The sequence below is a fragment of the Halomicrobium sp. HArcel3 genome (genome assembly GCF_058933135.1).
This window is the reverse complement of sequence record NZ_JBZYDN010000001.1, coordinates 362217-380177: the sequence shown is the minus strand read 5'-3', so window position 1 is coordinate 380177 and position 17961 is coordinate 362217. Positions and strand designations below refer to the sequence as shown.

General features: G+C 67.9%; 17 protein-coding genes. 4 read left to right on the top strand and 13 right to left on the bottom strand.

Going from position 1 to position 17961, the window contains the following annotated elements; translation table 11 throughout:
• Nucleotides 1-9: 9 nt before the first annotated feature.
• The 3 genes from AC5FRV_RS01905 to AC5FRV_RS01895 form a co-directional block, all read right to left on the bottom strand.
• Nucleotides 10-1776, bottom strand: a complete 1767-nt coding sequence (locus tag AC5FRV_RS01905) for a sensor histidine kinase (protein WP_493559432.1) — start codon at nucleotides 1774-1776, stop codon at nucleotides 10-12.
• A gap of 237 nt (nucleotides 1777-2013) precedes the next feature.
• A complete protein-coding gene (locus AC5FRV_RS01900) occupies nucleotides 2014-2424 on the bottom strand; it encodes a DUF7575 domain-containing protein (RefSeq protein ID WP_493559431.1) in 411 nt (136 codons plus the stop codon).
• Between the two features lie 231 nt (nucleotides 2425-2655).
• Entirely contained in the window at nucleotides 2656-3345 is a 690-nt protein-coding gene (locus AC5FRV_RS01895) for a type I 3-dehydroquinate dehydratase (protein WP_493559430.1), read from the bottom strand.
• 167 nt (nucleotides 3346-3512) lie between these two features.
• Between AC5FRV_RS01895 and AC5FRV_RS01890 the strand changes: the two genes are divergently transcribed.
• Nucleotides 3513-4217 (top strand): hypothetical protein, encoded by a 705-nt coding sequence (locus tag AC5FRV_RS01890; protein WP_493559429.1) that lies wholly within the window; start codon nucleotides 3513-3515, stop codon nucleotides 4215-4217.
• Between the two features lie 63 nt (nucleotides 4218-4280).
• Here the strand turns inward: AC5FRV_RS01890 and AC5FRV_RS01885 are convergent, their stop codons facing one another.
• From AC5FRV_RS01885 to AC5FRV_RS01870, 4 genes are all read right to left on the bottom strand, one after another.
• Complete coding sequence (locus AC5FRV_RS01885) at nucleotides 4281-5180, bottom strand: methyl-accepting chemotaxis protein (protein ID WP_493559428.1); 900 nt, start codon at nucleotides 5178-5180, stop codon at nucleotides 4281-4283.
• A gap of 105 nt (nucleotides 5181-5285) precedes the next feature.
• Nucleotides 5286-6251, bottom strand: a complete 966-nt coding sequence (locus AC5FRV_RS01880) for a transcription initiation factor IIB (RefSeq protein WP_493559427.1) — start codon at nucleotides 6249-6251, stop codon at nucleotides 5286-5288.
• A gap of 248 nt (nucleotides 6252-6499) precedes the next feature.
• On the bottom strand, nucleotides 6500-8362 hold the full coding sequence (locus AC5FRV_RS01875) for a lysylphosphatidylglycerol synthase domain-containing protein (RefSeq protein WP_493559426.1): 1863 nt from the start codon (nucleotides 8360-8362) through the stop codon (nucleotides 6500-6502).
• Between the two features lie 54 nt (nucleotides 8363-8416).
• Entirely contained in the window at nucleotides 8417-10135 is a 1719-nt protein-coding gene (locus AC5FRV_RS01870; protein WP_493559425.1) for a radical SAM protein, read from the bottom strand.
• Nucleotides 10136-10234: 99 nt separating this feature from the next.
• On the opposite strand from AC5FRV_RS01870, the gene AC5FRV_RS01865 reads away from it, so the two are divergent.
• Together AC5FRV_RS01865 and AC5FRV_RS01860 are read left to right on the top strand one after the other, a co-directional pair.
• Nucleotides 10235-10393 carry a DUF7559 family protein gene (locus AC5FRV_RS01865; protein WP_177227466.1) on the top strand — a complete coding sequence of 53 codons (159 nt, stop codon included), beginning with the start codon at nucleotides 10235-10237 and terminating at the stop codon, nucleotides 10391-10393.
• Nucleotides 10393-10929 carry an Hsp20/alpha crystallin family protein gene (locus AC5FRV_RS01860; protein WP_493559424.1) on the top strand — a complete coding sequence of 179 codons (537 nt, stop codon included), beginning with the start codon at nucleotides 10393-10395 and terminating at the stop codon, nucleotides 10927-10929. Before AC5FRV_RS01865 ends, AC5FRV_RS01860 begins: the two co-directional genes overlap by 1 nt.
• 20 nt (nucleotides 10930-10949) lie before the next feature.
• Here the strand turns inward: AC5FRV_RS01860 and AC5FRV_RS01855 are convergent, their stop codons facing one another.
• The 5 genes from AC5FRV_RS01855 to AC5FRV_RS01835 form a co-directional block, all read right to left on the bottom strand.
• Nucleotides 10950-12047: an NAD(P)/FAD-dependent oxidoreductase gene (locus tag AC5FRV_RS01855; RefSeq protein ID WP_493559423.1), complete on the bottom strand. Its 1098-nt coding sequence runs from the start codon at nucleotides 12045-12047 to the stop codon at nucleotides 10950-10952.
• 13 nt (nucleotides 12048-12060) lie between these two features.
• On the bottom strand, nucleotides 12061-12840 hold the full coding sequence (locus AC5FRV_RS01850; RefSeq protein WP_493559422.1) for a DUF7388 family protein: 780 nt from the start codon (nucleotides 12838-12840) through the stop codon (nucleotides 12061-12063).
• A gap of 624 nt (nucleotides 12841-13464) precedes the next feature.
• Nucleotides 13465-14091, bottom strand: coding sequence for an NUDIX hydrolase (locus AC5FRV_RS01845; protein WP_493559421.1), 627 nt, complete (start codon nucleotides 14089-14091; stop codon nucleotides 13465-13467).
• 311 nt (nucleotides 14092-14402) lie between these two features.
• Nucleotides 14403-14891 (bottom strand): DUF7109 family protein, encoded by a 489-nt coding sequence (locus AC5FRV_RS01840; RefSeq protein ID WP_493559420.1) that lies wholly within the window; start codon nucleotides 14889-14891, stop codon nucleotides 14403-14405.
• A 431-nt stretch (nucleotides 14892-15322) separates the two neighbouring features.
• Nucleotides 15323-16438, bottom strand: coding sequence for a glycosyltransferase family protein (locus AC5FRV_RS01835; RefSeq protein WP_493559419.1), 1116 nt, complete (start codon nucleotides 16436-16438; stop codon nucleotides 15323-15325).
• 150 nt (nucleotides 16439-16588) lie between these two features.
• Here AC5FRV_RS01835 and AC5FRV_RS01830 point away from each other — a divergent pair, with 150 nt between their 5' ends.
• Nucleotides 16589-16759 carry an HVO_0758 family zinc finger protein gene (locus AC5FRV_RS01830; protein WP_493559418.1) on the top strand — a complete coding sequence of 57 codons (171 nt, stop codon included), beginning with the start codon at nucleotides 16589-16591 and terminating at the stop codon, nucleotides 16757-16759.
• 89 nt (nucleotides 16760-16848) lie between these two features.
• Here the strand turns inward: AC5FRV_RS01830 and AC5FRV_RS01825 are convergent, their stop codons facing one another.
• Nucleotides 16849-17934, bottom strand: coding sequence for an aldo/keto reductase (locus AC5FRV_RS01825; protein WP_493559417.1), 1086 nt, complete (start codon nucleotides 17932-17934; stop codon nucleotides 16849-16851).
• Nucleotides 17935-17961: the final 27 nt, after the last annotated feature.

Below are 17961 nucleotides of genomic sequence, written 5' to 3'. Positions count from 1 at the left end.
CCTACTGGCTCAGGCGGCGGGTTCTGTCGTCGAGCCGACGTCTGCTTCTGACGTCGCGACGCCGGTCACCTCGAACCTGGCGCCGCTGTCACTGCTCTCGGTGATAGCGAGTGACCAGTCGTGGGCGTCGGCGATGGACTGGACGATGGCGAGCCCGAATCCGGTGCCCTCGTCGACGGTGGAGTACCCGTACTCGAAGACGGCGTCGCGTTCGTCTTCCGGGATGCCGGGGCCGTCGTCCGCGACGAAGAAGCCCGATCCCGGGCCGACGTTCGCCCCCGCACCGACGCGACCGACGGTGACGCGGTGGCCGCCGTGGTCGGCCGCGTTGCGGAAGAGGTTCTCCAGCAGGGTTCTGAGTCGAGAACGGTCGGCGAGCACTCGATACTGGTCGTCGACCTCGACCGACAGGGTCGCGTCGCCCGTGTCGGACGTCTCCCAGGCGTCGGCGGCGACGCGCCTGAGCGAGACGGGGTCCGGGTCCGACACTGCGTCGCCGTTCCGGGCGAGCCTCAGCAGGTCGTCGATGGTCGTGTCGATGCGGTCCAGCGCCTCCCTCGATTTTCGGAGGTGTTCGCTGTCGCCGTCCTCCCGTTCGAGTTCGATCCGACCCATCGCGACCGAAACCGGATTCCGGAGGTCGTGGGAGAGCACGGACGCGAACTGTTCGAGTCGTTCGGTCTTCCGTTCGAGTTCGGTGGAGTACTCGACCAGGGTCGTGACGTCGCTGACGATGAGACCGTATCCGTATCGACGCCCGCCGCGGGATATCTCGGAGGTCGTGACGTTGAAACTGCGCGTCTCGCCGTCGACGGATCGACGGACTGCACCGACGAACGGCGAGATCGACTCGCCGACGCCGTGGTCGCTAGCGTCGGGCGTCCAGTCGGCGGACCCGACCAGGACCGGACAGACGTCGTCGAGCGGACGCCCGATCCTGCCGTCGAGCGAGGGAAAGAGGGCGAGTGCGCGAGCGTTGTAGTCGACGAGGCGCCTGTCCGTGTTCACGACGATCACTGCGTCGTCGACGGAGTCGAAGAGGGAATCCCGGGCCAGCGGCGCCACCGCGAACAGGCGTGTCCGGTACAGCGACCCCGCGACGAGGACGCCGAAGACGCCCGAACCGAAGATGCCGTAGGGGAAGTTACGGACCGGAGCGAACGGCGTGTACGCGAGCATGGCAAGCAGGAGGATGACGGGTAAGCCCGCCAGCAAGGCCGCCGACTGCCAGCGCGACGACCGCCGAGAGAACACCGACAACCGGATGAGGAGTGCAAATCCGGTGAGTATGCCCAGCGTGGTCAGCACCAGGAAGGATTCGTTGAGCGACGTGACTGCCGCGTAGCGGAACGTGAACGGTTCGGTCTGCACCGTCCAGTCGGTGAACATCAGTCCGTGGACCGGGTCGGTCACCGAGAGGACGAACGGGACGACGCCGCCCAGCCAGAGAACGAGCCGGACCCGCGCCGTCATCCAGTGGTCTCGTCCGGTGTAGTATATCGCGAAGGCGAGCCAGACGGGCGCGGTCGCGGGAAACAGCCCGTGCCAGGTCCCCACGAGCAGTTCCTCGACGGCCGCCGACGAGACGAGCAGCTGGACGGCGACGAGCGCCGCCATCGTCGCGTGGATCCGGAGCAGCAGGACCATCGTCCGCGCGGCGCCCTCGTCGGACTGTCTGGAGACCCAGCGTGCCACCGCAATCGAGACGCCGGCGGTCACCACCAGCCCGAGGAGGTGGAGGAGATATCCCGGAGCATCGACTGGGAACTGGAGCACGCCTGGCTCTTTGCTGAGAACCGAAATAGCCGTTGTGCCCCATACTCAGGATCGATACCCGGACCGCACCGGGCAGTCGTGGATCGATGCTGGATCATCGGACGGCGAGCGAATTTCCGTGGAGAACAGTGGGAGCGATCGCCGTAGCGTGATACCACGAACGATAATCAGAGATTAGCAGTCGACTAAAGGGGAACAGTCAGTCGAAGGCCTTCGGTCGGGACGTCGCTCCGTCAGTCACTCCAGGGGTTCGAGGCGCGTCGTGCACCAGTGACAGAATTCCAGGTCCTCGTCGACCTCGCGGCCGCAGTGGGGACAGGAGACGCCCTCTTCGGTCGCCGCCTGCTGGTTTCCCCGGGTCGCGATCCAGTAGGCGTCGGCCATCGAGAGCGCGGTTATCGCAAAGAGCGCGAGTCGGCTGGGAGCATCGACCTGATCGGCCGCCATCCGCGAGGCTTCGAGGACAGACGTCACGGTCACCTCTGCCGGCATGGGGGGCACGGGTACCAGAAGTTCCGTCGCCGCGAACATCAGTCCGAACCAGACGACGGCCCGAAGCCACTCGCGGAGATAGACGTGTCCGAGACCGGGAGAGAGTAACGCCAGTGCAGCGGCCAGCCAGGGCCGCCTTCGCTTGGTTTCAGCCACCGTAGTGGCTCAATCGCGTTCCGACGTACGTTAATCTTCCGCACCGACCTTTTTTCGTGGGGGGCATCGCGCTCGCCTCCGGCGAGCGCTCAACCCCCCACAAAAAACGTCGATGAAAAAAGGCCGAACTCGCCTCCGGCGAGTTCGGGGGAAACGGCGCGCTTCGCGCGCCGTATGCTTGACGCGACTACAACCGCTCCGCAACCGGCCCGAAATCGCTCAGTCTCCAAACTACTCCCTGCTCTTGAGCTGGTCGATCAGTTCCCGGAGCGTCTCCAGGTCGTACTGGCCTGGCGCCGTGGCGTTTTCGGGGCGGACGGGAGCGTACCCGATCTTCGAGCCGTACAGCGGCGCGACGGCGCGGGAGTGGCGACCTGCCTCACCCATGGCCATCGTCGCGACGGCGTGGCCGCGGCTGGTCTTGGCCTCCGTGGCGGAGAGCAAGGCCAGGACGTCGGTGGGTTCGTTCGCGGTGGTGGCCACCTTGCCGACGTCGCCGTGTTTGCAGGCCCGGGTGAGCCACTCCTCGATTTTCTCGCGGTTTGGTGTCCGTTCGAAATCGTGGGCCGAGACGATAACGGTGGTGTCGAGCCCTCTCGCCGCCTCGACGACGCGGTCGGCGTTGTACGCTCCCTCACCCACGAGCGCCCCGAGTTCGACGTCGACGGCCTCGACGGCGTCGTACTCGACGGTGGTCTCCAGGGCGTCCAGCCGGTCCGCAGTGTCGGGGGCGTCGCCGCCCTCCCACTCCACGCGGTTGGTCACCAGCAGCGGGAGCTCGCCGTCGTACTCGGCGAGTTTGTCTATCGGATCCGTCGCCAGGTCCATCCGGTACTCCAGGATATCGGCGTGGGAGCGGGCTGCCGGCTCGTCGTAGATGTCGCCCGTCGCCGCCGAGAGAACGAACGAGTCGAAGTCCATGCCGACGGTTTCACCCGTCCGGGATTTATCAATTTGCCTTCAGCGAGCACCGCTCTCCCTCGGCTGGGAACGGGGTATCCGTGAGGCCCATCGGCGTCGGCCCGGCCACCGTGCTCCAGTTGCCCTCATCGACGGGATTTACTCGTCGGCGTTCGAGCCACCGACCGATGCCTGCGTACGACCGCTCGCTCTCGACGGGGTTCGAGGTCATCGACCGCTGGTCGGGCGGCGTCGGCTGGCTCGCCCATCCCGACGAGGCCGGAGAACGCGCGAGTCACGCCATCGCCGCCGACGATGGCCTCTGGCTCGTCGACCCGGTCGACGCCCAGGGGGTCGACGACCTGCTCGCCGAGTACGGCGACGTCGCCGGCGTGGCGGTCCTCTCGAACTACCACGCGAGAGACGCCGACGCGTTCGCGAACCGCCACGACGTCGCCGTCCACGTCCCGCGCGGGATGGACCGGGTCGAAGAACGGATCGACGCGCCGGTCGAGTGGACCGACGCTGTACCTGGGCCAGCGGGGTTCGAGACGACCGCCGTCGAACCGCTCTCGCTGTACCAGGCGGTCGTCGCGTACCGGCCGGCCGACGGGACGCTGATCGTCCCGGACCTGCTCTCGTCGGGCTCGGGCTACCCGGTCGGTGACGAGCGCGTGGGCGTGATGCTCGGGAGCCGACTCTTCCCGCCGCGGGAGGTGTTCGCTGACATCGAGCCGGAGCGCATCCTCTTCGGCCACGGACGAGGCGTGTTCGAGGCTGCCGACGAAGCGCTCGACGACGCCCTAGACGGCGCACGACGTCGGCTCCCGCGGGCGCTCGCCGCGAACTTCGGGACGAACCTTCGGCTGTTCGTCTCGTCGATGGTCGACTGATGGACGGCGAGAACGAGTAACGACAGCGTGGCGAGACCAGGCGTGATCCGGCGTTATCCGGTGTTACCGGCTCCGAATGAGGCTCTGTAGCTCGTTGACCTTGGCGGCCTGTTGCTCGTTGGCGGCGGCGATCTGTTCGATCTCTTCGGCCACCTCCTCCGCGCTCTCGGCGGTCATGTCGATCATGCTCGCGACCTCCTCGGTGGAGGCCGCCTGTTCGTCCGTCGCGGAGGCGACCTCTTCGGCGCCCTGGGCGGCCTCGCGGACCGCCTCGTCGATCTCCTTGAGGATACCGACCGCGTCCTCGACCTGGTCGATGCCCTCCTCGACCTGGTCGTTGGCGTGCTCGATGCTGTCGACGGTGTCGTCCGTGTCGGACTTGATGTTCGAGACCAGCTGTTCGATCTCGGCGGCGTTCTGCTGGGACTCCTCGGCGAGTGACTTGACTTCGTCGGCGACGACGGCGAACCCCTGGCCGGCCTCACCGGCGCGGGCCGCCTCGATCGAGGCGTTGAGCGCCAGCATGTTCGTCTGGTCCGCGATGTCGTTGATAACCTCGACGATCTCGTCGATCTCGTCGATGCGGTCGCGCAGTTGGCGGACGTCCTGGGAGACGTCGGTGTTGGCGTCGTCGACCGACTCCATCGCTTCGATGGCGTCGTCGGCGGCCTCACGCCCGTCGTCGGCGAGGTGTCGCGCCTGGTCGCTGACGGCTTTCACCTGGCTCGCACTGGAGGCGACTTCCTCGACCGTCGCCGAGAGGTTCGACACCTCGCCGGCGACCTCGCGCATGTTCTCCGACTGGTCGTTGGCCAGGTCGCTGATAGACTGGGAGCTCTGGGAGACGTTCTCGGACGCTGCCAGCAGCTCGTCGATAGCGGCGCCGAGCTCGCCGTCGTCGAGCGTGTCCATCGACGGCGACGTCATCTCGACACCCCCGTCGGGGCTGGGGTCTGGATCCATGCTACAGAAAGCGATGCGGACCGGATTAAGCGTGACTGCGCAGTTATCAGGAGTGATTCTTTCGCTGAGAGACCGGCGAGGAATCGGGTGTGGTCGAAACCCGGATCAGGCCGCAGGGAGCCCCTGTTCGGCTTCGAGGAGTTCGTGGTAGCGGTTCCGGATGGTCACTTCCGAGATGTCGGCGACCTCGCTGACGGCCGCCTGCGTCGTCTTCTCGTTGGTGAGCAAGGCGGCGGCGTAGACGGCCGCTGCGGCGAGACCGACGGGGGACTTGCCGGAGTGGACGCCCTGTTGCTTGGCGTTCTGGAGCAGCTGTCGGGCGCGATGTTCGGCCTCGTCGGACATATCGAGCGAGGAGGCAAAGCGTGGGACGTAGCTCTCGGGATCGGCCGGGGCGACCTCCAGGCCGAGTTCGCGGACGACGTAGCGGTAGGTCCGTGCGATCTCGGACTTCTCGACGCGGGAGACGTCGGTGATCTCGTCGAGCGAGCGCGGAACGCCGGCCTGGCGCGCGGCGGCGTAGACGGAGGCCGTCGAGACGCCCTCGATCGACCGGCCGGGCAGGAGGTTCTCGTCGAGCGCACGGCGATAGATGACCGACGCGGTCTCGCGGACGTTCTCGGGAAGACCGAGTGCACTGGCCATTCGGTCGATCTCGCCCAGGGCCTGCTTGAGGTTACGCTCCTTGGAGTCTCGAGTGCGGAACCGCTCGTTCCACTTGCGGAGGCGCTGCATCTTCTGGCGCTGCTTGGCGCCCAGCGAGTTGCCGTAGGCGTCCTTGTCGCGCCAGTCGATGTTGGTCGACAGTCCCTTGTCGTGCATCATGTTCGTCGTCGGGGCGCCGACGCGCGACTTGCTGTCCTTCTCGCTGGAGTCGAAGGCGCGCCACTCCGGGCCGCGGTCGATCTCGCCCTCGTCGACGACGAGTCCGCAGTCGTCACAGACCGTCTCGCCGTGTTCCTCGTCGGCGATCAGGTGCCCCGAACACTCGGGGCAGGCCGCCGACGTGTGCTGTTCCTCCGTCTCGTCCGTGCGTTCTCTCGTTCGCGTTCTGGTGTTCTCGTCGCTCATTGTACGGGGCAGACGCTCCGGGCAGGAAGGTTCCTGAAAATATACCGACGTACGACGGCCGATATACCCGGGCGCCCGGTTGGTACCAATACAATGAGTTCGAAAAGCATTTAAAGATTTTGGTACGGTAGTGCGAATGCCACGCACACGGGCCGACGACCGGGTTTGTGACTCGTTACCGCACCCATTCAAATAGCATCTGGTACGTTCCCGGTCACCGGAAGGGAGAGCGCCGACTGGCTCCTGTATCAGTCCTGCGGCGTGGGTTCTGCCTCGACGTCACTGGCGTTCCGGCTCTCCTCGACGGCCGTCGTCAGCGAGACGTTGAGCCAGGTCATCGACGCCAGGCCGCCGAGGATGGTGACGGCGTTCTTGACGGCGTGGTCGACGATGGAGATCGCGAGTGCGACCGGGGCCGAGACGCCCGTCATCCCGACGACGATGAGCGTAAACGCCCCCTCGTAGAGTCCGATACCACCCGGGGATAGCGGAAGGATCTTCGCGAGGTTCCCGACGCTGACCGCGAAGAACGCCGCTGCGACCAGGGAGGCGGTGATCTCCCACTGGGTATCGGGACCGGAGAACGCCGCGAAGATAACGACGGCCGTCAGCACGTCGACGACCCAGATGAGGAGGCTGCCGACGCCGACCCGGAAGAAGGCGCCGCGGTCGCCCACCACGGTCTCGACGTCGCCGACGAACTGCTCGATGACGCCCGAGACGTAGGCCGCGTAGGAGTCGTTGCTCACGGCGGTGACGGCCCGATGGACGAGGTTGCTCTCGCGCCGGGCGTTGACGACGATGACGGCGACGCCGGCGATGGCCGCGACGCCGACGGCAGCGGCGACCTGGAGCGCCGTCCGCGCCGCGGCAGCGGGGTCGAGCGTGTCGTCACCGACCTGGACCGGCGGGACGTCGGCGGCGATGGCCTCGGCGATCTGTTCGGTGCCGCCCGTCAGGACGAGCCCGACCAGGACGCTCCCGGCCAGCACTGTGATGGCGAGCAGGTCGAAGACGCGTTCGATGGCCAGCGACGCGAAGCCGGTCGGATAGGGGATCGAACGGCGGGCCTTGACGACGTACGCACGGACGCCATCCCCGAGCCGGGCCGGGAACACGAGGTTCCCCGTCTGACTGATGAAGATGGCACCGGTGAGGAACCAGGTGTCGCCGTCGTGGCCCAGGCGGTCGAGGATGTCGCGATACCGGAGCCCGCGCAGCGGCCACGAGAGGAGGTAGACGACCCCGGAGGCGGCGACGATACCGACGTCCGCCCCGCCGATGGCGTCCAGCACCGCCGAGGGGTCGAAGACGACGGTGACCGCCAGCACCAGCGCGGCGATGACGAGCAGCGACCCGGCCGTCATGCTCACCTTCCGCGTTATCCGGGGACTCACCGAGAGTTGCCACCAGGTCCGGAGAATCTGGCTCCCCATCCCGAACACGTCACGGACGAGGTCGACTTTGGTGTCGCCCTTGGGCTCCCAGTCGACGGGGAACTCCTTCACACGGAAACCCGTCCGCTGTGCGCGCACGAGCATCTCCGTGTCCCAGAACCAGTGTTCGTCCTGGACGTCGTCGTCCAGCGCCTCGAAGGCCTCGCGGGAGAACGCCTTGAACCCGCACTGGTGGTCCCGCAGGTCCGACCGGAGGAAAAAGCGAACGAGCGTGTTGAATCCCAGACTGGGCACGCCCCGCTTGGCCGGCCGGTCGGCCGTCTTCTCGGGCATCCAGCGCGACCCCGTCGCCACGTCGTACTCGCCCGAGCGAATCGACTCGATCAGCTCTTCGAGGTGGTCCATGTCCGTCGCCAGGTCCGTGTCGAAGTACGCCAGCGTCTCGCCCTCGGCGCGGTGGAAGGCGTACTCCAGCGCGCCGCCGCGGCCGAGCCGCTCGTCGGAGTGGATGTGGCGTACCCGGTCGTCCTCACCCGCCAGCCGCGTCGCTATCTCCGGTGTCCGGTCGTCGCAGCCGTCCTCGGCCACGATGACCTCGAACGACCCGGCCGGCATGAACGAGGCGAGCGTCGACAGCGTCACCTCGACGGTCCCCTCGATGGTGGCCTCTTCGTTGTAGGCCGGGAGGACGACGCTCACCTCGACGTTGCTCATACGGGGACGTGGAGCGGGGTCGAAAAGTACCTTCTGTTCGCTGACTCGTCTGGATCAGTCCGCCCCTTCCGGCGACTGGACGGTGACGAACTGGTCGAGGTCCGCGTCGAACTCGCTGACGGACTCGTAGGGCCGGTTCACGACGACGTCGCCGGCGGTGCTCTTGCCGATGCCGGGAATGGCGGTTAGTTCGTCCATCGACGCCGAGTTTAGATCGAGCGGGTGGGGAACGCCACCGACCGAACGATAGCCGTGGTCCGTGATGGCGACGTCGAGCACCTGGCCGAGTTCGCGCTCGCCCGGAATCGCGACGAGCAGGGGGTAGGTCCCGATCTGTCGGCCGAAGGTCTTCCCGTCCTGGTGGTACTCCAGGTGGACGTCGGGAAGGATAGTCCCGGGCGGCGCGACGCGCTTGAGCATCGGGTTGTCTATCTCCTCGCGGACCTCCTCCTTGTACTGTTTGAACAGCTGCTTGTGGTCGTTGGCGATCTCCGCCCCGGTCTCGGCCATGTCGGTGCCCTCGAAGGCCATCACCTGCCGGATGTTGATCCGCCGCAGCATGTACCCCTCGTCGAGGACGCGCTGGAGGAACCGCTTGTTGTGTTCGAACGTCTCGCGGCGCTCGCCTTTCAGCCCGTGGAGCAGGTTGATGCCGGGGAGGAGTTTGGGGAGTCGGCGCGGGGCGTCGTCGCCGAAACTCGGGCCGTCGCCGGGTTCCTCTCCCGGGCGCCAGCCGGCCTCCTCGTTGACGATGCGGACCGCCTCGAAACACTGATCGGCGGTGACGTTCAGGTTGTTCTCCTCCTGGACGAGCGGGTCCGCGGATTCGAGCCCGAACGCCGCGGTGTCGCCGGGCGTGTTGTGCTCGGCGATGATCCGTATCCCCTCGCGGGCCTTCTCCGGCCACTTCACGACCGTGATGGGGTTCATGTTGTCCAGGTGCAGCGTCTCCAGGTCCGGGGCCACCTCGCGGATGCCGCCGTACAGCTCCCGGAGGGCGTCGGGGTTCGGCGCCTCGCCGTCGCCGCCGTAGGCGAGGATGTCCGCCTGGCGGCCGATGCGGAAGTGCTTCACGCCCCGGTCCGACAGCGCGTCCACCTCGTCGACGACGCTCGCTGGGGGGCGGAAGTCCGGATCGCCGTACATCGGTTCGGTACAGAAGGAACACCGGTAGGCACACCCGCGCGATGTCTCCAGTTCGGCGATGAGGTAGTCCGGGTGGTTTGGGTGCTGCTCCACGACGAAGGCACCCTTGCGCGCCCAGCGAGTCTCCTCGGGGACGCCGCGGTAGCGGTTCTCGAACCCTTCGAGACCGTTCGAGACGAGGTCGTAGGCTGCCGCCTCGACGTCGGCCATCGCCAGGAAGTCGAAGTCCAGGTCGTCGCGAGCGGTCTCGCTAGCACCCTCGTTGGCCTCGCCGACGCCGAAGCGGACGGGCCCGCCCATCATCGAGACGCCGTCGGCGGTCCAGGCCATCCGGCGGACTTCGTCGGGTTCGGCGGGCGTCCCGCCGACGTACTTGCCGGGGACGGTCATCCCCCCGACGTAGATCAGCAGGTCCGCCTCCTCGACGTCCTGCCAGCGCGAGCCGTCGTCACGCAGGCCGTCGATAGTGTGGTACGTTATCTGCGATTCGGGTACGCCGGCGTCGACGAGGGCGCCGGCGGTGTAGCGCGGGTACGTCGAGACGTACGGCGGGACCCCGAAGTGCGCGGGCTCGTCGACGTAGCCGTCGACGACCGTGACCGAGAGGTCGGCGGGGTCGGCAGTCATGGACGCGGGTAGTCGCCGGAGGCGTAAAACCGTGTCTGGTCCGTCCTCGCGACCCCCGCTCCCGAAAGCTGTTTGTCCCGTCCGGGCCTACGTGTCGGTATGCCAGCCACTCTGGAGGTCGTCTGCGAGAACGAGGACTGTACGCTCGACATGTTCGAACTCCACTACACCTACGACATGCCCGACGACGTCGGCGTGTCGGACTTCGAGTGCCCCTACTGCGACACGACCGAGGAACTCCGGGAGGTCGAACTGTGATGCGGCAACTCACCCGATCAATCGGCGACACCATCTTCGAGAACATCGGGCGCGCGGCGGGCCGCTTTCAGGAGAATCGTCCCCTCCCAGCCGACGTGCTGGAGAGCGACGACGCGTACCTCGTCGTCTTCGACGCTCCCGGCGTCACCGCGACGGACGTCCAGGTCCGCTACGTCGAGGACCGCGTCGAGGTCCGCATCGACCGCTTCCGGGACTTCCACGACGGCTTCGAGATGGTGTACCCCGGCCGCGGCCTCTCGCTCGCGGGCAGCGCCACGCTCCCCGAGGGCGCGCCAGTGGACACCGAATCGGCGACCGCGACCCTCCGCGACGACGGGACGCTCCAGGTTCGAATCCCCAAAGGCAGGAGCGAACCCGGCAGCGCCGAGGAGGACCTCGGCGACGAGATAGACGACACGGTCGAAGAGGCCGACGAACGCGAGGGCGCCGGCACCGAAGTCGGCGACGACGACGATTCCGACGAAGACGCCGCTGCAGACGGCGGCCACCAGAACGAGACCGACCGGGGAGAGTAAGGCGGGAGGCGTCGCCCCTCCTACTCCTCGTCGAGCGCCATCCCTTCTATCACGTCGAACTCCTCGTCGCCGTCGAACCGGCCCGGGTCGTAGTGGGCCACCGAACCGTCGTTATCGCCGAGCATCTGCGCGGCGACGCGCTCACCCATGGCCGGCGAGCGCATGAAGCCGTGGCCGTGCCACCCCGTGGCAACGTAGAGGCCGTCGGCGACCGCACCGAGCAGCGGGTCGCGGTCCGGTGTCGCCGTACAGAGCCCGGCCCAGGAGCGGTTCACGTCCGGAGCGAGCGTCGTCGCCGCTCGAACGCGCTCCAGGGCGCTCTCCAGGAAGGAGTCGTCGGCGTCGCGGTCCCACTCGTTCGAGTCGACCGGGTGGGCGCCGTCGCCGACGAACAGCCCGCCGTCCCGCGGTCGCCAGTAGACGTGCTGCGTCGCGTCGTAGGTCATCGGCAGCGTCGCGTGGAGCGGTTCGGTGACGAGCGCCTGCGCCCGGTAGGCCTTCAGCGCCAGCGAGACGCCGACGTCGGCGACGATTGGCTTCGTCTCCGGCCCCGCCGCGACGAGGACGGCGTCGAACGATTCGGTCCCGGTGGGCGAGTCGACGGTCGTCGGGCCGTCGAGGGAGACGGGCGCGTCCGTACGGACGTCGACGCCGGCGGAGCGGAGGTCGTCGGCGACGACGGCGGCGTACTCCTCGGGGTCCACGTGGCCCGCTTCGTGGGCGATGGCGGCGACGGCGACGTCGTCGGTCCGGAGCTGCGGATACCGCTCGGCCAGGGCCTCCGGGTCGACGAGATCGACGTTCCGGCCGTGGGCCTGCATCCGGGGCACCTGCTCACGGATGGCGTCGGCGTTCGCGTCGTCGCCCTCACGAGCGAGCCAGACGTACGGACACTCCGTGAGGACGCCCAGTTCGCGAAAGCGCCGCAGCGACTCGGCACCGATTTCGGCGTCCAGGTCCTCTGCGAAGGCGTCGTAGCAGATGCCCGCCGCGCGGCCGGTGCTCCCGCTGGCGATCCCCTCGCGCTCGTAGAGGACGACGTCTGCGCCTGACTCCGCGAGGTGATGGGCAGCGGCGAGTCCGACCGCGCCGCCGCCGACGACGGCGACCCGGGTCACCGGACCACCGTCATCAGGAGAGCACCGGATTGAGCCCGCGGGCAGGGTACGCGACGATGGTGTCGGCGCCCACCGCCTCAAGTTGCGAGACGCGCGCTGCGACCGTCTCCACGTCGCCGACCAGCGCGTAGTCCCTGACCGCCTGGCTCAGCACCTCGCGCGCTCGTCCCCGGGCGTCGGCACCGGGCGCCGCGTCGGCCGGTAGTGCGTCGCGAACGGGCTTCCGGCGAGCGGCGTACTCCCCGACGGCGTCGAGGATGGCGTCCTCGTCGTCGGTGAGCACCGTCGGCGCGTAGACGGCGATATGGCCGTCGAAGCCCGCGCTCCGGAGCGCCTCGATATCGCGCGCGGCCGACGGCCCGAGCAGTTCGAACTGGGTGCCGCCGACGGCCATGGCGAGTCGCTCGACGCCCTCGGTTCCGACCCAGGGGTCCGTGGTCTGCGCCGCTGCCTCTCGGAGCCGGGGCGCGACTGCCCGCGACGCCTCGGCGTCGGAGAGGTACGCCGGGTGGCCCGCGACGAGGATGGACCCGACGCGCTCGGGCATCGCCGCCAGCCGCGAGTCGTCGCCCAGCGGGTCGAAGCCGTCGGCCCGTACCGGCGTCGTGAGCCGCACGTCCCGCTCGTCGGCGAGTCCGTCGAGAACCTCCAGGTCCGGCAGGTGCTCGACGCCCTCGTAGTCGACCGTCACGACGTCGACGGCCAGCGCCGACGCTCGCGAGACGTCGACCTCGCTGGGTTTCAGCGCGACCGCGTCGATACCCGCCGCCGTGAGCGTCGTCCCTGTGAGCATGGTTGTCCGGGCGAGCGCGCCCGTTTGGTTGCGCTCTCGTACCCCTCCGCCGCCCAAAGTCCTGTCGGAGTACTGTGAACGCCACCGTTGCGGGGCGAAAGGGAGCGGGGCTGAAGGAAGCGTGATTCGGCGCGGACAGGGTGGCGCGGAGTCGTTCGAGAGAGCGAAGCTCTCTCGTGATGACGAAAATCGCTCCGCGATTTTCGGACCACGCCACCTATTGCGCGAACGGCGCAGCCGTGAGCGACGCGCCGAATCCGGGGAGGTTTGGTGGAGCCATTCGTGAGCGCAGGAAGGCGCCGAGCGAAGCGAGGGGCCTTCGGATGAGCGAACGGCGAGCAAAGCGAGCCGTGAGCTCGGGCCGGAGCGAACGCGGAGGCCGCGCGAGCGATGCTGTGCCTGGAGGAATGGAAGGGCGAGGCGCGCTCGTCGCCGCCCCGACGAAGTAAGGACCGCAGCCGTCAGGCGAGGACCGCAACGAGTCGCGGCGGTACGAGCGCGCCGAGGGCTTCCCTCTGTCGTCGGTAGTCCCTCTGTCGTCGGTAGTCCCTCTGTCGTCGGTAGTCCCTCTGTCGTCGGTACTCACTGCGAACTCGTTGTAGCAGTGGACTCCTACAAAAACTCCTAGCGCACCTGATCACGGACGCTCTCGGGCAGGTCGTCGTCCGGGCCAGCCACCCGGTCTGGCTCGGGGGGCATCTCCCAGTCAGTCGCGAGCTCAAGGAACTGCACGAGCATCCGGGCCGTCGCGCCCCAGACGGTGTAGCCGTCGACGTAGAAGAAGTGCAGGCGGATGTCGCCGTAGTAGGGGTGGTCCCGGCGCTCGGACTCGTAGTTCCCGTGGTCGACCAGTTCGCGAACGGGCAGGACGACCACCTCGGCGACTTCGTCCACGTCAGTCGGCACGTACTCGCGGTCGGGAATGCGCACCACGAACGGCCTGACGGAGTAATTCGAGACGGTGCGGATGTCGTCCACCCGGCCGACGACGTGGACGGCCTGGGGGTCCAGGCCGACCTCCTCGTTTGCCTCCCGGAGCGCGGTCCGGAGGAGGTCGTCGTCCTCGGGCTCGCGCCCGCCGCCGGGGAAGCTCATCTGGCCGGGGTGGTCCGACAGGTGGTCGGCGCGCTTGGTGAACAGCACGTAGTACTCGCCGGGGTCGCGTTCGATAACGGGTACCACGACCGCCGCTTCGCGGTCCTCGCCGGTGACCGCCTCCGCGTCGAAGTCGGCGACCCGGTCGAAGTCCATGCCAAGAGCGTGGGTGGGCACGGTCTTAATTCGCTCGGGGCCGGATTTGGGGGGTGAGAATTGTGCGGACGGTCGTTGCAAACGGTGACGGCAAGACGAAGAAAGCCCTCGGCGCGCTCGGGTCGCGGGGACCGCCCTGCGCTCCTCGCTCACACCGTTCGCTCCGGTGCCCTCAGCGAAAGCTGAGGACTACGCGAGAGCGAAGCTCTCGCGGTCGCTTGGGGGTCCCGGCTTCCCCGACCGCGCCTCGCCCTTTCATTCCGCCAGGGATCGGGATGATTAGTCAGCAATAGTACCCGTGAACCAACTCGTCACGACTCTCCTTCTTGCGCCTCGACCAGCTGATCACGAGCACCGGAGACGTCCACGTCGCCCCACACCTCCAGTTCGTAGCTCACGTCCAGCAGGCGGTCGATAAACTCGGGATTGTCGCTACGAATCGCGACGACGCTCTCCTCCCGGAAGCGGTCGGCGACGGCGGCGGTCAGGACCTCTCGGTCGACGTCGCGCTCGGGGACGTCCATGATGTGCGGGAGATCGGCGCCGCCTTCGGGGATCTCCGGGAACGCCGTCGGGCCGGGAACGAGCAGTCGCTCGGCGTCGTCGCCGTCACCGCTCTCGCCGGGCTGGAACCCGACGAGGTGGTACGACGCGACGGCGTCGTCGATGGCGTCGTCCGGACGCTCCAGTTCGTCGGCGCGCTTGAACGCCAGTTCGGCCAGCGCGTCCGCAAGCTCCGATCGGGTCAACGCACCGAAGACGTCGACGACCCCCGCGAGTTCGTCCGCCGTTACCTCCATGGATAGTGGGCTGACGGCGACGGACTTGAGGATTCTGTCTGGCTCGCGGGACGACGGACTGTTCGAAGGAAGTCAGCGTCGGGAAAAACCGGGTCCGGTCGGACCGGACGAGTTACGCACTGTACGGAACTGCGAGAATCGGGCGCGTCAGTCGGCGCCGTGGAGGGGCAGGAAACCGCAGTTGGCGCAGCCGTTGTGTTTGGTGGTCTGATAGCTCAGCTGCTGGCCGCAGTTCGCACAGGTGTAGTGGTCTTGTTTCATTATCAGCATATGGTCGCGGGGAGACTATGAAGGTTGCGTGAGTCGCCGTCCCGTGAAAACCGTTCGCGTGCGGCAGTTTTTCTTGCGAAAACCTCCCACAGCGCTCCTCCCGGCCGTTCGGCTCACGAACCTGTTAGCAATCGTGAAGAGGCTGCGTCGGGATCGACCGGCTATTCGGCCGTCGCCTCGTCGGTGGCTCGATTCGACAACTCCCGGACCTCCTCCGGATCGAGTTCGCAGTCGCTCCATGCGGGGAGGCGACGGTCCTCGCCCGGCGCCCCGACCGCAGCGGCGTACTGGTCGACCTGGTCGCGCTCGCCAGAGGAGTCGTACTCCAGGTCGTTGAACGCCGCGTCGGCGGCGTACTGGTCGATAGTCGCCCGGGCGACGTCGCGATAGGCGGCCGCCAGCACGTCGTAGTCCAGGTCGACGCCCCGCTCCGCGAGCGCACGAAACAGCGCCGCGCCGACCTCGGCACACATGTCGCCGAGGCCCTCGGGCCCGCCCACGGCGCGGTGGTCGTGTTCGTGGGTCCCGAGGTCGACCTGCGCAGAACCCTCGAAACCCGCCGCGTCGTAAGCATCGCCGAGCGTGCCGATTTCGAGCCCCCAGCCGGGCTGGACGCGGAGCGAGCGGACCACGTCGCTCGTCGCGGCGAACTCGCCGGCCAGCGCGTAGCGGAACGCCAGCAGGTAGTCGACGAGCGGGTGGTCGGTCTCCTCGTCGAGCGCCCGGAGCAGCGGCCGGACGAACAGCCGGAAGAGGCGGCCGTAGAGCCGGCCGTTCTCCACGCGGGCGTAGTAGCCCTTCGAGAACTGAAAACCGTTGGCCAGCGGAAAGAGGAGTTTCGGGACGTGGGCCACCGAGTAAGTCGTCGCGTCCGCGTCGTGGACGACGACGTAGTCGTGGCGCGCGGCGACGCCAAGCGCCAGCCAGACGTCTCGTCCCTTTCCTGGGTCCCGCCCCATTCCCGCGTCCCCGCCCAGTCCGCGCTCGTCGAGGTGGGATTCGACCGCCGGCGCGTTGCACCACAGCACCTCGCCGTCGAGGTCGAAGCTGTCGACCCAGCGGACGACGTCGCCGACCTGGTCCGGTGCGGCCCGCAGCGCGACGTACACGCGCGCCGGATCGACCCGTTCGAGCCGCGAGAAGACGCGCTCGGCGGCGAGGCTGGCGTGGTCCCGCTCCGTGAGAGGGACGACGACGGCGGCCCGGTCGGTCGGGGCTGCCGGCACCGTCCCGTCGAAGTCGTGGAGCGTCGCGATCCGCTCCTGGACGTACTCCATCGGCCGCGGATTGTGCCAGCGCGGCCAAAAACCTCCCGTTCCGACCACGGTGCGCGGACGGGCCCCGAGTCCGAGAGACGGCACTCCGGCGACCGGTTTCCCGACCAACCCGCCGCGACCTTTTTATGCGATGGTCTCGCAAGCTTGGCTATGAAATCTGTGCGCAAGGGGCTCCGAGCCGGGGATATCGAGAAAGACACCTACGAGCGGCTAGCCTGCGCCAACTGCGAGGAGGCACTCGCCACAGAGAACGACCCGGACCAGGTGGGGAAAGTCCGCGTCTGTCCCGAGTGCGGCACGGAGTGGAAGGAAGTCGGGTAAGCGTCCCGTTCATAGCCCTCCGACGGTCCCACTGCATCGACCGATCCGCCGAACGAGCCCGCCCTGACTTCTTCTCTCCCGCGCTTCACTCACTCGAACACCGAGTCGAACGCATCGGCGCCCAGCGGCTCGTACGTCCCCGCCGCGACGTTCTCGGCGACGTGGGCCGGGGACCCCATCCCGACGAGCGATGAGGTGACGCCCGGCGCGCTCCGGGCGAAGTTGATCGCCCGCTGGGCGGCCGTCTCACCGGAGAGCTTCGCCGCGACGTCCTGGGGAAGCCCGTCGGCGAGTTGCCCCTGCAGTATCGACGCGCTGGTGAACACGTCGATGCCCGCCTCGTGGGCGAACTCCAGGGCCGACTGGGGACCCTCGGGCCCCTCGTGGGCTTCGACGGTGAACGCGTCTGCCATCTGCACGTTGAAGGGGAGCTGAATCGCCCGGAAGTGCGTCGCGTCGGCACCGGCCGAATCGGCCGCCGACCGGGCGCGACGGACGACCTCCGGCAAGGAGAGGTAGCTGTCGTGGTCTTCGGGTACCCGGAACCCCTCCCACGTCGCGACGCCGTAGTGGCGGATGTCACCGTCGGCGACGCGCTCCTCCAGTCGCTCGAAGGTGGCTTCGAGCTGGTCGTACACCGTCTCGGCCGACCGCTCGGCGAGTTGCGTCTCGGGGTTGTGGACGTAGTAGAGGTCGATGGTGTCGAGGTGGAGATTCGACAGCGACCGGTCCAGCTGGTCGTCGACGAACCCCGGCGCGATGGCGTGCTGTCCCCGTACCAGGTCTTCGCGGTCGACGACACCCGACTCCACGTACTCCTCGAGGACGTACTGGCCCGGATCGGTGGGGCGCTCACGGTCGAACGGGACGAACCCGCCTTTCGTCGCGACGAGTGCCGCCTCCCGGTCGATGTCTGCCTCGCGAACGGCGTCGCCGACGACCCGTTCGGAGCGCTGGTTCCGGTAGTTTATCGCCGTGTCGACGACGTTGATACCGGATTCCAGCGCCTCGACGATAGCGTCGTGATACCGGTCGTCGAGCTCGTCGGTCGAATCGCCGAGGTACGTGCCGACGCCGATGCTGGAGACGACGCAATCGGCGTACCGGCGGAAGAACGTGCGGGCGAACTCGCCGTGGTCGTCGCGGTACGCCCAGGTCGCCGTCTGCGTGGCCATACCGCAGCGTAGGACGCTTGGCCTGAA

What these genes read in the sequence shown, in the direction of transcription:
- AC5FRV_RS01875 (WP_493559426.1), bottom strand. Translation starts at nt 8,362, where the DNA reads ATGAGCAACGTCGAGGTGAGCGTCGTCCTCCCGGCCTACAACGAAGAG.
- AC5FRV_RS01895 (WP_493559430.1), bottom strand. Translation starts at nt 3,345, where the DNA reads ATGGACTTCGACTCGTTCGTTCTCTCGGCGGCGACGGGCGACATCTAC.
- AC5FRV_RS01890 (WP_493559429.1), top strand. Translation starts at nt 3,513, where the DNA reads ATGCCTGCGTACGACCGCTCGCTCTCGACGGGGTTCGAGGTCATCGAC.
- AC5FRV_RS01880 (WP_493559427.1), bottom strand. Translation starts at nt 6,251, where the DNA reads ATGAGCGACGAGAACACCAGAACGCGAACGAGAGAACGCACGGACGAG.
- AC5FRV_RS01825 (WP_493559417.1), bottom strand. Translation starts at nt 17,934, where the DNA reads ATGGCCACGCAGACGGCGACCTGGGCGTACCGCGACGACCACGGCGAG.
- AC5FRV_RS01870 (WP_493559425.1), bottom strand. Translation starts at nt 10,135, where the DNA reads ATGACTGCCGACCCCGCCGACCTCTCGGTCACGGTCGTCGACGGCTAC.
- AC5FRV_RS01860 (WP_493559424.1), top strand. Translation starts at nt 10,393, where the DNA reads ATGCGGCAACTCACCCGATCAATCGGCGACACCATCTTCGAGAACATC.
- AC5FRV_RS01845 (WP_493559421.1), bottom strand. Translation starts at nt 14,091, where the DNA reads ATGGACTTCGACCGGGTCGCCGACTTCGACGCGGAGGCGGTCACCGGC.
- AC5FRV_RS01850 (WP_493559422.1), bottom strand. Translation starts at nt 12,840, where the DNA reads ATGCTCACAGGGACGACGCTCACGGCGGCGGGTATCGACGCGGTCGCG.
- AC5FRV_RS01840 (WP_493559420.1), bottom strand. Translation starts at nt 14,891, where the DNA reads ATGGAGGTAACGGCGGACGAACTCGCGGGGGTCGTCGACGTCTTCGGT.
- AC5FRV_RS01830 (WP_493559418.1), top strand. Translation starts at nt 16,589, where the DNA reads ATGAAATCTGTGCGCAAGGGGCTCCGAGCCGGGGATATCGAGAAAGAC.
- AC5FRV_RS01885 (WP_493559428.1), bottom strand. Translation starts at nt 5,180, where the DNA reads ATGGATCCAGACCCCAGCCCCGACGGGGGTGTCGAGATGACGTCGCCG.
- AC5FRV_RS01835 (WP_493559419.1), bottom strand. Translation starts at nt 16,438, where the DNA reads ATGGAGTACGTCCAGGAGCGGATCGCGACGCTCCACGACTTCGACGGG.
- AC5FRV_RS01865 (WP_177227466.1), top strand. Translation starts at nt 10,235, where the DNA reads ATGCCAGCCACTCTGGAGGTCGTCTGCGAGAACGAGGACTGTACGCTC.